General features: G+C 68.6%; 11 protein-coding genes and 1 tRNA gene. 5 read left to right on the top strand and 7 right to left on the bottom strand.

Going from position 1 to position 12,075, the window contains the following annotated elements; translation table 11 throughout:
- Nucleotides 1–1,641: 1,641 nt before the first annotated feature.
- Nucleotides 1,642–2,295, top strand: coding sequence for a UdgX family uracil-DNA binding protein (locus A5752_RS18525; RefSeq protein ID WP_067088411.1), 654 nt, complete (start codon nucleotides 1,642–1,644; stop codon nucleotides 2,293–2,295).
- Here the strand turns inward: A5752_RS18525 and A5752_RS18520 are convergent.
- The 6 genes from A5752_RS18520 to A5752_RS18495 all read right to left on the bottom strand — a co-directional run bounded on the left by A5752_RS18520 (nucleotide 2,292) and on the right by A5752_RS18495 (nucleotide 8,277).
- Nucleotides 2,292–2,576, bottom strand: a complete 285-nt coding sequence (locus tag A5752_RS18520; RefSeq protein WP_067088409.1) for a hypothetical protein — start codon at nucleotides 2,574–2,576, stop codon at nucleotides 2,292–2,294. The genes A5752_RS18525 and A5752_RS18520 overlap by 4 nt on opposite strands.
- A 247-nt stretch (nucleotides 2,577–2,823) precedes the next feature.
- Nucleotides 2,824–2,894: transfer RNA gene (locus A5752_RS18515), tRNA-Cys, on the bottom strand.
- Between the two features lie 60 nt (nucleotides 2,895–2,954).
- On the bottom strand, nucleotides 2,955–3,824 hold the full coding sequence (locus A5752_RS18510) for an SCO6745 family protein (protein ID WP_067088407.1): 870 nt from the start codon (nucleotides 3,822–3,824) through the stop codon (nucleotides 2,955–2,957).
- 10 nt (nucleotides 3,825–3,834) lie between these two features.
- On the bottom strand, nucleotides 3,835–5,238 hold the full coding sequence (locus A5752_RS18505; RefSeq protein WP_067088404.1) for an MFS transporter: 1,404 nt from the start codon (nucleotides 5,236–5,238) through the stop codon (nucleotides 3,835–3,837).
- 51 nt (nucleotides 5,239–5,289) lie between these two features.
- Entirely contained in the window at nucleotides 5,290–7,440 is a 2,151-nt protein-coding gene (gene uvrB / locus A5752_RS18500; RefSeq protein ID WP_067088402.1) for an excinuclease ABC subunit UvrB, read from the bottom strand.
- A gap of 57 nt (nucleotides 7,441–7,497) precedes the next feature.
- On the bottom strand, nucleotides 7,498–8,277 hold the full coding sequence (locus A5752_RS18495) for a crotonase/enoyl-CoA hydratase family protein (protein ID WP_067088400.1): 780 nt from the start codon (nucleotides 8,275–8,277) through the stop codon (nucleotides 7,498–7,500).
- Between the two features lie 53 nt (nucleotides 8,278–8,330).
- On the opposite strand from A5752_RS18495, the gene A5752_RS18490 reads away from it, so the two are divergent.
- The 4 genes from A5752_RS18490 to A5752_RS18475 all read left to right on the top strand — a co-directional run bounded on the left by A5752_RS18490 (nucleotide 8,331) and on the right by A5752_RS18475 (nucleotide 10,825).
- Complete coding sequence (locus A5752_RS18490; protein WP_082963961.1) at nucleotides 8,331–8,894, top strand: TetR/AcrR family transcriptional regulator; 564 nt, start codon at nucleotides 8,331–8,333, stop codon at nucleotides 8,892–8,894.
- Between the two features lie 85 nt (nucleotides 8,895–8,979).
- A complete protein-coding gene (locus A5752_RS18485) occupies nucleotides 8,980–9,423 on the top strand; it encodes a ribonuclease FAU-1 family protein (protein ID WP_197500669.1) in 444 nt (147 codons plus the stop codon).
- An 8-nt stretch (nucleotides 9,424–9,431) separates the two neighbouring features.
- Nucleotides 9,432–10,214: an Fpg/Nei family DNA glycosylase gene (locus tag A5752_RS18480; protein WP_067088396.1), complete on the top strand. Its 783-nt coding sequence runs from the start codon at nucleotides 9,432–9,434 to the stop codon at nucleotides 10,212–10,214.
- 86 nt (nucleotides 10,215–10,300) lie between these two features.
- Nucleotides 10,301–10,825, top strand: a complete 525-nt coding sequence (locus A5752_RS18475) for an Rv2576c family protein (protein ID WP_067088394.1) — start codon at nucleotides 10,301–10,303, stop codon at nucleotides 10,823–10,825.
- 4 nt (nucleotides 10,826–10,829) lie between these two features.
- Here A5752_RS18475 and coaE read toward each other — a convergent pair whose 3' ends face one another.
- Nucleotides 10,830–12,041 carry a dephospho-CoA kinase gene (gene coaE / locus A5752_RS18470; RefSeq protein ID WP_067088392.1) on the bottom strand — a complete coding sequence of 404 codons (1,212 nt, stop codon included), beginning with the start codon at nucleotides 12,039–12,041 and terminating at the stop codon, nucleotides 10,830–10,832.
- Between the last annotated feature and the right edge of the window lie 34 nt (nucleotides 12,042–12,075).

Genomic DNA, 12,075 nt, shown 5'->3' with positions numbered 1-12,075 from the left:
AGAGCCCGGCATACGAGATTAGCTGCAGTCTCGTGGGCTCGGAGATGTGTATAAGAGACAGGCCGTGGATCTATCGCTGGGACCGCGGCGCGTTGCGCGCTTCGACCCCGCCGCGTCGCTGCGCGCGGGCCGGTTCGATGCGGTGCTGACCGCCGTGTTCGCCACCGCGGTGTCGGCGGCGGGCGCGGCTCGGCCGTCGCTGTGGTTCGACGAGGCCGCCACGATCTCGGCCTCCACCCGGTCGATCCCTGCGCTGTGGGGTCTGCTGCACAACATCGACGCGGTGCACGGCCTGTACTACCTGCTGATGCACGGGTGGTTGACGGTGTTCCCGGTCACCGAGTTCTACGTGCGTCTGTCGAGCTGTCTTGCGATTGGGCTCGCTGCGAGCGGTGTCGTGGTGCTGGCCCGTCGCTTCGCCTCGCGCACGACGGCGGTCTGCGCGGGCATCGTGTTCGCGATCCTCCCCCGGGTCACGTGGGCGGGCATCGAAGCGCGCTCCTATGCGCTGACGGCGGCCGCGGCCGTCTGGCTGACGGTGCTATTGGTGGTCGCGGTGCGTCGCGACGCCCGATGGTTGTGGGGCTGCTATGGATTGGCGCTGGTGGGCTCGTCGCTCTTGAACGTCTTCGTCGTGCTGATGGTCCTCGTGCACGCGGTGGCGATCGCGGCGATGGCGACTCAGCGTGCGGCCGTCCGGCGCTGGTTGGTGACGGCGGCGGTGGCCGTCTCGGCGGTGGCGCCGCTCCTCGCGTACAGCAGGACGCAGATCGCGCAGGTCCGATGGATCTCGCCGCTGGGTTGGCACACGGTCACCGAGGTGTTGCGGGAGCAGTACTTCGACCACAGCGTGGCATTCCTCGTACTGGCGGGAGTGATCCTGAGCCTGCTCGCGATCCGACGGTTCCGGCCGACGGATGCGGGTGTCCGGTCGCTGGTCGCGATCAGCGCCGCGTGGATCGTGCTCCCAACGGCCGTGTTGCTGCTCTATTCGATGTGCTGGGAGCCGGTGTACTACCCGCGCTACCTGACCTACACCTCGCCGGCGATGGCACTGCTTCTGGCGATCGGCATCACCGCCGCCGTCAAAGCGCGGGAGGCCGTCGTGGTGGTGCTGACGGCGCTGGCGGTGGCGGCGACCCCGAATTATCTGCTCGAACAACGCGGACCCTACGCGAAAGAGGGGATGGACTTCAGCCAGGTGGCCGACGTCCTCACGGCGCACGCCGCCCCCGGTGACTGCCTGGTTCTTGACAACACCACCAACTGGGCGCCCGGCCCGATCCGCCCGTTGACCGCCGCGCGTCCCGAGGCCTACGCCTCGCTCGTCGATCCCGGACGCGGTCGCCGCGCGGCGCAGCGAAATCGGTTGTGGGACGCCCACCTTGGTATCTGGGGCGTGGCCGACCGGCTGCGGCCCTGCACCGTGCTGTGGACGGTGTCGCAACGCGACCCCACCGTCCCGGACCATGAGAGCGGACACGCGCTGGATCCGGGACCGCGACTCCGCCGAGCGCCCGCGTACCGGGTACCGCAGGCGATGGGCTTCCGCATCGTCGAACGCTGGCAGTTCAGCTTCGCCCAGGTGATCAAGTCGGCGCGGTGGAGCGTGACCGGCCCCCGAGCGGGTATCCGAACCTCATGCCCGCACGGCCAGCTCACACCGCCGAAGAGTTCGTCCCCGATACCCACGATCTCGATGCCCTCGCCGACGCCGCGCACGGTTGCAAGGGCTGCGATCTCTACCTGGACGCGACGCAGGTGGTGTTCGGCGGTGGTTCGTCGAACGCCGAGCTGATGTTGGTCGGTGAGCAGCCCGGCGATCAGGAGGACAAGGCCGGGGCGCCGTTCGTGGGCCCCGCGGGCAAACTGCTGGACAAAGCGCTGGTGCAGGCCGGCATCGACCGCGACCGCGTGTATGTCACCAACGCGGTCAAGCACTTCAAGTTCACCCTGCCCGAGCGCGGCAAGCGGCGCATCCACAAGACGCCCGGCCGCACCGAGGTGGTCGCGTGCCGGCCGTGGCTGCTCGCCGAACTCGACGCCGTCCGACCCGAGGTGCTGGTGCTGATGGGCGCGACGGCCGCACAGTCGTTGCTGGGCAGCAAGTTTCGGCTGACGGCACACCGCGGCGAGGCGCTCAAGCTGCCCTCGACCGACGAGATCGACATCTCCCCCGAGGTGGCGGTCACCGTGCATCCGTCATCGGTGCTGCGCGGCCCACCGGAGGAGCGAGAGAAAGCCTTCGACGCCCTGGTGTCCGACCTGCGGTTCGCCGCCGGCCTCGCTCGCTAGCAGACGGCGGGCGGCACCCAGACCGAAACGGCCGGCGGTACCCATACGCAGGGACCGCCATAGCGCGGGCCTTCCCAGTACGCCGGCGCCTCCCAGCGCGGTCCGCGACCAGGCTTATCCCAGTGGTGGTCCCAGTGATCCCACTTGTCGAGCTTCCACGTCATGTTCGGCGTGCTGGGCGCGGCCGGTTCGGCGTTCGCCACACCCGCTCCGACACCCAGCGCAGTGAACGCCAGTGCGCCGACGAGCCCCGCTTGCACCCCGATCTTCTTCACGTTCACGACCAATCCCTCACTACAGCAACAATTTATCGGTTCCGATCCGGGAACGATTTTATACTCGCCGCCCTCATGGCGACGACTCCGCCTGCATCGGCGTGGCACACGCCGGCGACAGCAAAGGATGTCCAGCCGTGTCGACAGTGCGCTGAATATCGCTGTCGCACAGCTCGGTTGGGAAGCGTTAATTTGCTGTCGCGGATGACCGTGTCGACCTCGCCGTCCCCCGCAAAGGGACCGACGTGATGCGAGCGGATGGCGGGATTCGAACCCGCGTAAACGGCTTTGCAGGCCGGTGCCTATCCGCTCAGCCACACCCGCATCGACAGTGAGAGTGCCAGGGTCGCGGGTACGTGCCCAGCGTTGCAATCGCCGTGATTGCTAACGCGGTTCGCCGTAGCGGGGGCCGAACGCGCCCGACGGAAACAGCTTCGCGGCTGACACGGCGTCGCGGATCCGCTTAGCCACGACCGCGATGTGATGACCGTCGTCGTCGGACAACGCTGACCAGGGCGCATATCCGAGCTCGTCGGTCAGATCCTCGACGCGGGCCCGCACCTGCCTGCCCGCATCGGTCAGCGCGCCGTCGCTGTCGACGAGTCCGCGCGACTGCAGCCGCGCCAACCCTGCCCGCCACTGATCCTCGCTCCACCCGCGCAGCGCCTGAGCGAACGGCACCGAGAACCCGATTCCGGTGGCCGTATGGCTGACCAACGCCTCCAACCCGCTCAGCCCGTTGGCAACCAGCGCGGCGATGTGTCCGTCGCCGCGGTACTCGCGCAGCAGCGTGACCGCATGCCACATCTGGCCGTGCACCGATTCTGGCCAGGCCAGCCCGGAATGGCCCGCATACAGCGGCCGCCCGTCGCCGTTCGTGATGGCCTCCGCCGCCCGCCGCAGGAGCGCGGCGGCCCGTGCCAGTTCTGGAGACCGCGTCAGCTCCTCGCCGAGGATGCGCGGCAATGCACCCTCGACCATCGCGTACCGCGTCTCGGACACCGTCTCCGGCGACGCCAGGCTCCAGGCATGCGGGATCGACTGCGCGACGAGTTCGGGGTTGAAGTTGAAGAATGTGGCGGTGACGACTTCCGCGGACACCGCACCCATCGGGGCGGAACGAACGGCGAAATACGGTGTCATACCGTGCATTCCGAGCGCACCGAAACGTTCGGCGGACTCCGGGAGGAAATAGGACAGCGAGTGCAGCGCATCGACGCTGCGACACAGCCGGCCTGCGGTGTATGCATCCACGACGGGAAGGCTACGCCTCGCGGGGCCGCCGCCCGCTCCTCGTCGACGCCATCAGCCCCACCGCGGCCAGCCCGGCGAACACCGCCAACAGCCACCGCGCCGGCGTGGCTTGGCCGTCGTCGGTCATGTTCACCAGCACCCCGGCGAGGCCGGCGCCGAACGCACCGGAGATGAGCTGCACGGTGTTGATGGCGGCGGCCGCGGTCGGCCCCTCCGCCGGATCGTCGACGCGGCTCATCGCCCATGCCGACAGATGCGGCCACGCGATGCCGACCCCCGCACCGGTCACGACCAACGCAAGGGCCCAGATCGCGACCACTGCGGGCGAGGCGCCGTCGCGCATGGTCACCCCGGCGACGGCGAGGCCGAAGGCCATCACGGCAGGCGCCGCCGCGACCGTACGCCGGATGACCCGCGTGTTGCTCAGCGAGGCGCTGCCGATCTCTCCCGCCGTCCAGCCGAGCGCCAGACCCGCACCAAGGAACCCCGCGGCGACGGGGGTGAGACCCGCCAGCCGCTGCCCGAACAGCGGGACGTACATGTCCGCCATCGTGGCCGCCATCAACACCGCGAGGGTGAGGTAGATCCACTTCAACGGGCCGGGCCCAAACACGCTGGGCGGCAACACCGCCGCGGATTGCCGGCGATCGACCACCAGGAATACGCCCACCAGGACACCGCCGAGCGCGAGCAACACGACCGTGAGCCAGGCATTCCGCGGGATGCCCGCGGCGCTGACGGCCAGCGCGGCGGCGCCCAACAACAGCAGCGACCACACGGGAATGAACGTGCGCGGGACATCGACGCCGGCGTCGCGGCGCGCGGGCAGGGCGACGGGCACCAGCACAGCGATCATCGCGGTCAGGATCGCCAGCGCGCCGAAAGCCCAACGCCACGAACTGTATTGAGAGAACAGCCCGCCCGCGGCGGGTCCCAGCAGCGTGCCGACCCCCCACATCGCCGACACCAGCGCCGAGGCCTTGGTCCACAACCACTCCGGCAGCGCCGCGTTGATCACCGCGTAACCCAGCCCGGCCAGCAGCCCACCGGCCAGGCCCTGCACCGTGCGGCCGACGAGCAGGGTCTCCATGGTGGGCGCCGCGGCACAGGCCACGCTGCCGACGCCGAACACGCCGAGCGCCAACAGGTATGACATCCGCGGGCCGAGCCGCATCAACGTCGAGTGCACGGTCGTTGCCGCGACCACCGAGGCCACCAGGTACACCGTCGTCACCCAGGCGTAGAACCGGTGACCGCCGATATCGGCCACCGCACTGGGCATCAGGCTGATGGTGAGGAACTCGTTGGTGGCGTACAGCGCAACGCCACCGGCGAGCACGGTGCTGGCGCCGAGGTATTTCGGCCCCAGCAGATCGCGCCAGCGTCCCCTGGCAGTCGTCGCGGTGTCGGTCACCCGCTCACGCTAGGAGCTGAACTGCACTTGAGGTCAAGCGCCTGCCGGTGATCACTTCAGGCCCGCGGCGTCCATACCGCGGAGCTCCTTCTTGAGGTCGTGGATCTCGTCGCGGATGCGCGCGGCCAGCTCGAACTGCAGATCGCGTGCCGCGGCCATCATCTGCTCGGTCAGATCCCTGATGAGGTCGGCCAACTCGGCGCGCGGCATGTTCGAGGTGTCGCGCCCTTCGATGATGCCCGCGCTGACCGCCCGTCCGGGCTCACCCTGCGCCCGGCGTCCCCGCGACGCGTTGCGCCCGGAGCCGCCCACCTCGACGTCGTCGGCCTCCCGGTACACCTGGTCGAGAATGTCGGCAATCTTCTTGCGCAACGGTTTCGGATCGATCCCGTTGGCCTCGTTGTAGGCGATCTGCTTGGCGCGGCGGCGCTCGGTCTCGTCGATGGCCTCACGCATCGACTCGGTGATGTTGTCGGCGTACATGTGCACCTCGCCCGACACGTTGCGCGCTGCGCGCCCGATCGTCTGGATCAGGCTGCGAGTCGACCGCAGGAAGCCTTCCTTGTCGGCGTCGAGGATCGACACCAGCGACACCTCGGGAAGGTCGAGACCCTCACGCAGAAGGTTGATTCCGACCAGCACGTCGTAATCGCCCAGGCGCAGCTGACGCAGCAACTCGACGCGCCGCAGCGTGTCCACCTCGGAGTGCAGATAGCGGACGCGTATGCCCATTTCGAGCAGATAGTCGGTGAGGTCCTCGGCCATCTTCTTGGTCAGCGTGGTGACCAATACGCGTTCGTCGCGCTCGGTGCGTTTGCGAATCTCGCCGATCAGGTCGTCGATCTGCCCCTTCGTCGGCTTCACCACAACCTGCGGATCCACCAAACCCGTTGGGCGGATGACCTGTTCGACGAACTCACCGCCGGACTGACTGAGTTCGTATGGTCCGGGCGTCGCCGACAGGTACACCGTCTGTCCGATCCGATCGGCGAACTCTTCCCAGGTGAGTGGGCGGTTGTCGACGGCCGAGGGCAGCCGGAAACCGAAGTCGACGAGGTTGCGCTTGCGCGACATGTCCCCCTCGTACATGCCGCCGATCTGCGGCACCGTCACGTGGGACTCGTCGATGACGAGCATGAAGTCCTCGGGGAAGTAGTCGAGCAGCGTCGCGGGCGCGGACCCGGCGGGCCTGCCGTCGATGTGTCGCGAGTAGTTCTCGATACCCGAGCAGAACCCGACCTGGCGCATCATCTCGATGTCGTAATTGGTGCGCATCCGCAGCCGCTGCGCCTCCAGCAGCTTGCCCTGGCCCTCCAGCTCGGCCAGCCGCTCCTCGAGCTCCTGCTCGATGGTCGAGATCGCGTGCGCCATGCGCTCCGGGCCCGCGACGTAGTGCGTCGCCGGGAAGATCCGCAGCGAGTCGACCTTGCGCACGACGTCCCCGGTCAGCGGGTGCAGGTAGTACAGTTCCTCGATCTCGTCCCCGAAGAACTCGATGCGGACCGCCAGCTCCTCGTAGCTGGGGATAATCTCGACGGTGTCACCCCGCACCCGGAACGAACCGCGGGTGAACGCCATGTCGTTGCGGGTGTACTGGACGTCGACGAGCAGGCGCAGCAGGGCGTCGCGCGGCACCTCGTCACCGATCTTGAGCTCGACGCTTCGGTCCAGGTAGGACTGCGGCGTGCCCAGACCGTAGATGCAGGACACCGACGCGACCACGACGACGTCTCGGCGCGACAGCAGGCTCGAGGTCGCCGAGTGCCGCAGCCGCTCGACGTCGTCGTTGATCGAGCTGTCCTTCTCGATGTAGGTGTCCGTCTGGGCGATGTACGCCTCGGGCTGGTAGTAGTCGTAGTACGAGACGAAGTACTCGACGGCGTTGTGCGGCAACATCTCCCGCAGTTCGTTGGCCATCTGCGCGGCGAGGGTCTTGTTGGGTTCCATCACCAGCGTCGGCCGCTGCACCCGCTCGATGAGCCACGCCGTCGTCGCCGACTTACCCGTGCCGGTGGCGCCCAGCAGGACCACGTCGTGCTCCCCCGCCTTGATCCGGCGCTCCAGTTCGTCGATGGCGGCCGGCTGGTCACCCGCCGGTGCGTACGGGCTGACCACCTCGAAGCGTCCGCCGGTGCGCACGACCGAATCGACGGGGCGGTACTCCGAGTGCGCGAGCACCGGATGTTCAGTAGCGAAAGCCATAATCTACAAGGGTAGAACCCGCCACCGACAGGCGTGATTCCCCTCGTCAACGAGCACTTACGCCCCGACGAATCGCGCCGCCCGGCGCTCGACGAACGACTGCACCCCCTCCGCGCCGTCCTTGGTCGCAAACAGTGCGGCCACGTCCGCGACGAAACGGTCCTCGGCGGCGGTGTCGCCGTCTCGGAGCGCACGCTGGGCGGCCGTCAGCGTCGCGCGCACCCCGAGCGGCGCGGACCGCTCGGCGATCCGTTCGGCCAGCTCAACGGCGCGATCGAGCTGCGTACCCGCCTCGACCACCTCGGACACGACGCCGATCCGCAGGGCCTCGGCGGCGTCGAATTCGTCGCCGGTCAACAGCCACCGCATCGCGTTGCCCCAGCCCGCGTCCCGCGGCAGCCGCGTCGTCGCGCCACCGAAGGGATAGATGCCGCGTTGCACTTCGAGTTGGGCGAACCGGGTGTCCTCGGAGGCGATGCGGATGTCTGCGGCCAGCAGGAGCTCGATGCCGAGGGTCAGGCACCACCCGTGCGCCGCGGCGACTACCGGCTTCGTCCACGGTCGTCCGTCGTTGCGCCAGGGATTGCGCGCGTCGGCGGGCCACTCCATCACGCCGCCGACCAACCGGGGTGCGACGTCGACCAGATCCAGGCCTGCGGTGAAGTGGTCCCCCATGGCGTAGAGCACACCGACCCACAGCTCGTCGTCGCGTTCCAGCCGCTCGTAAGCGCGACCCAGCTCTTCCAACATTTCGATGTTGAAGGCATTTCGTTTCGCGGGCCTGTTGAGCCCCATCAGGAGGAGGTGACCGCGTCGCTCGACTATGACAGTTGGCATAGTGCAGACTTTAGACTATGATGATCGTCATAGCCAGTGACAGTCGCAGCAAGATGATTCAGAGTGCCGCCCTGCTGTTCCGCGAGAACGGCTACAGCGGCACCGGTTTTCGTGACGTCGTCGCCCACAGCGGGGCGCCGCGCGGTTCGATCTACCACCACTTCCCCGGCGGCAAGGAACAGCTCGCCGCCGACACGGTGGCCTGGGCGGCCGACGTGATCGAACGCCGGATCCAGCGCGCGACGAAAGGCGGCGATCCGATCGCGGCGCTCGACATGTTCGTCGAGTCCTGGCGGGAGATCCTCGAGGACAGCGCTTTCCACGCGGGATGCCCGGTCGTCGCTGTCGCCGTGGAGGCCCATGCGGGATCCGCGGCGACCAGCGCGGCCGCCGAGGCGTTCACGCGATGGCAGGACCTGATCGCGAAGTCGTTGCTCGATGCGGGTGTCGGTCGCGCCGAGGCGCGGCGATTGGCCACGCTCGTGATCGCCGGTGTCGAGGGAGCGATCCTGTTGTGCCGGGCCCGGCGCGACATCCGGCCGCTGCGCGACGTGCATCGGGCTCTGGAGGAAACGCTGCAGACCGCGATCTCCCCGCATGGTCGCGCCGACCGCTGACCCTCCCTATCCTGATCTCATCCACGCTCCCAAACACGAGACGTTCGACCTGGCCGCCCGCACCAACACCGATCCGAAGGGCATCGTGCGGGCCGTCGACGTCTACACGGTCCATCCGTGGGGCCTCTACATGGCCCGGCCGACCCCGGGGCGAGCGCAGTTCCACTACCTGGAGTCCTGGCTTCTGCCGTCGCTGCGGCTGCGGGCGACGGTGTTCCACTTCAACCCCGGTCACGAACGCGACCAGGACTACTACCTCGATGTCGGCGACTATCGGCCGGGTCAGCGGGCCTGGCAGTCCGAGGACCACTACCTCGACCTGGTGGTCCGCACCGGGCGAGGTGTGGAACTGCACGACGTCGACGAACTGCTCACCGCGGTGCGCCACAACCTGCTGACGCCCGAGACCGGCGAGCGGGCGGTCCAGACCGCCGTGGCGGCGATCGATGGTCTGTCCCGCCACGACTACGACCTCAACCGCTGGCTCGCGGCCCAGGGCATGCCGCTGACCTGGCGGGGCGACGAGTAACTGCTGCCATGCCCGAACTAGCCGACGTCGAAGGCTTCCGCCGGGACCTGGCGCGCGCGCTGCCCGGGCGCCGTGTCCGCGGCGTCGATGTGCGCGATGCGGGAGTGCTGCGCAACACCAGCGCACGATCGCTGACCCGCAACCTGACCGGCCGCACCTTCGGCCGGCCCCGCCGGCACGGCAAATGGCTGATACTGCCGACGGATGGTCCCGCGCTGCTGGTGCACAGCGGGATGACCGGCAAGCCGTACTACGTGGACGGCGACGACGACACCAGACACGTGCGGCTGGTCATCGAGCTCGACCGGGGCGAGTTCCGCTACGCGGACCTGCGCAAGCTCCGCGGCGTGTGGCTGCTGCCCGCCGACGAGGACATCGGCGAGGTGACCGGCGGGCAGGGACCCGACGCCTTGCATCTCGACCTGCGCACGTTCCGCGAGCTGCTGCGGGGACGGCGGGGACGCCTGAAACCGACGCTGATGGACCAGGCCGTGATCGCCGGCCTGGGCAACCTTCTCGTCGACGAGATCCTGTGGCGCACGCGGCTATCGCCGAAACTGCCGGTACCCGCGCTGGCCGACGACGACGTCAAACGCCTCCACGAGTCGATGCGGCGCGTGCTCGACACCGCGGTCCGGCACGGCCGGGTGCCGGACCTGCCGCGGTGGCTGACCGGCAACCGGGACACCGCGGACCCGACGTGTCCGCGCTGCGGCACCCGGCTCGCCCGCGGCCGCATCACCGGCAGGACGTCGGTGTGGTGCCCGCACTGCCAGCCGGAGCCCGAGTAACGAAGCGCCTGCACACAGCGATCTTGATTCCGATGGACACCGCTTCGAATTTGTCTGCGCAGGTACGGTCGGTATTCTCTCGTCCCATGGGCCCCACCAATCGCATGTGGACCGCTGGCGTCGCGGCCGCGGCCATGCTCGTGGGCTCGGTGTTGTCCGCGGGAGCCGCCACGGCGCAACCGAGCGCCGAGACCGAGGTCGCACCCGCGCCTCCGGCGCCCGAGATCCTGCACAACGTGATCTACCGGGCCCGTGCGGACGGCACGTCCCGCGGTGCGGTGGTCGCGTACAAGATGGACGACCAGAACGTCAACAGCGCGCAGCCGACGCTGCTTCCGGGCCAGACGTTTGAGGTGAACACGGTGCTGGCCGATCCGAAGCTGGCCGGCATGGAGATCTCCATCGAGTGGCCGTACGGCTCGAACCTGCACTGCGAGATCCTCGTCGATGACCAGGTGGTGGCCAAGGCCGACCAGTTCATCGCGCCGCGCCTCCTGCGGCCGAAGGACGACCCGATGTACGGGGTGCTGCAGTGCGGCGCGCCGCTGAACCTGCCGGCCGACGGGGCCGCGCCCGCGACGCCCGAAATCGGCACGCCGCCACAGGCCTAGCGCCTCACGGTCGCCAGCCGGTGGCGTCGGCCCAGTCCCACGCGCGCCGGTACGCGTCGAGGAACCAGGGCTCCTCGGCCTCGGCGTACGCGCCCACAGAGACATGCCCCTCCCCGGCCAACCGCCGTTTCAACGACAGGTAGTCGGCCTGGACACCGGGGTTGGCCCGCACCCAGTCGACGAAGAGAAGCGCGAACTGCTGCCCCGGCCACCCGTCGACACGGATATGGACGTTGGTCGGTCGGCCGGGGTCGGCGGAGCTGTGAATCCGCTTGTGCCACAACGATTCATCGTTGGAGTGATCGAATTCGCCGACGGTGCTGCGGGCGTCCGGCTTGCCGACGTCGGTCGTGATCGGCAGTCGGACGTAACCCGCCGCCTTCAGCGCATCGTCGAGTTCGTCGGCGTCTGCGAGCGACCTGACCGTCACCTGGATGTCGATCACGTCCTTACCGTCCATCCCCGGCACCGCGGTGGAGCCGATGTGGTCGATGCGCACCGCGCGGTATCCGCAGGCCGTGTTGAGCCGTGCCACGATGCGTCGCGCCTGGTCGGGCCACGACGGGTCATACGGCACCACAGCGGGTTTCGATTGCGCAGGCCTGTTCTCGTGCACGTTGTGGGCGAACGGCATTATGCGCTCGTGCCACAGCGCACGGGCCTTCTCGACCAGTTCCCCCGCCGTACCGGAGTTGTCGAGCCAGACGTCGGCGACGGCGCGGCGCTGTTCCTCGGTGGCCTGCGCGGCGATCCGCGCACGGGCGTCCTCCTCGGTGAAGCCCCGATGCTCGATGAGGCGCGCGATCCGCGTCTCGGTGTCGGCGTGCACGATCACCACCAACGGAAACATCGGCGCCATACCGGATTCGACGAGCAGCGGGATGTCCTCGATGATCACGGCGTCCTCCGAGGCGGCCGCGATCAGTTCCGATCGACGGTGGGCCACCAGCGGATGCACGATCCCGTTGAGGGTCTGACGCTTCTCCTCGTCGCTGAACGCGATCGCCGCGAGCGCGGGGCGATTCAACGCGCCGTCGTCGTGCAGGATTTCGCGGCCGAACGCGTCGACCAGCTTCGCCAACCCCTCCGTCCCGGGTTCGACGACCTCGCGGGCGATCACGTCGCCGTCGACGACGATCCCCCCGAGCTCACTGAACGTCGCGGACACGGTCGATTTCCCGGCGCCGATCCCGCCGGACAGCCCAATGCGCAGCACCGCACCAGTCTGTCAGGACCGGTCGACGACAAAG

The sequence above is a fragment of the Mycobacterium sp. 852002-51961_SCH5331710 genome (genome assembly GCF_001665535.1).
In the GTDB taxonomy this organism is placed as follows: Bacteria; Actinomycetota; Actinomycetes; order Mycobacteriales; family Mycobacteriaceae; genus Mycobacterium.
This window is presented reverse-complemented; position numbering and strand designations above follow the sequence as displayed.

Excerpts from the sequence above, each read along its gene's own strand:
- A5752_RS18525 (WP_067088411.1), top strand. The coding sequence starts at position 1,642 with ATGCCCGCACGGCCAGCTCACACCGCCGAAGAGTTCGTCCCCGATACC.
- A5752_RS18495 (WP_067088400.1), bottom strand. The coding sequence starts at position 8,277 with ATGCCAACTGTCATAGTCGAGCGACGCGGTCACCTCCTCCTGATGGGG.
- A5752_RS18480 (WP_067088396.1), top strand. The coding sequence starts at position 9,432 with ATGCCCGAACTAGCCGACGTCGAAGGCTTCCGCCGGGACCTGGCGCGC.
- A5752_RS18490 (WP_082963961.1), top strand. The coding sequence starts at position 8,331 with ATGATTCAGAGTGCCGCCCTGCTGTTCCGCGAGAACGGCTACAGCGGC.
- A5752_RS18475 (WP_067088394.1), top strand. The coding sequence starts at position 10,301 with ATGGGCCCCACCAATCGCATGTGGACCGCTGGCGTCGCGGCCGCGGCC.
- uvrB (WP_067088402.1), bottom strand. The coding sequence starts at position 7,440 with ATGGCTTTCGCTACTGAACATCCGGTGCTCGCGCACTCGGAGTACCGC.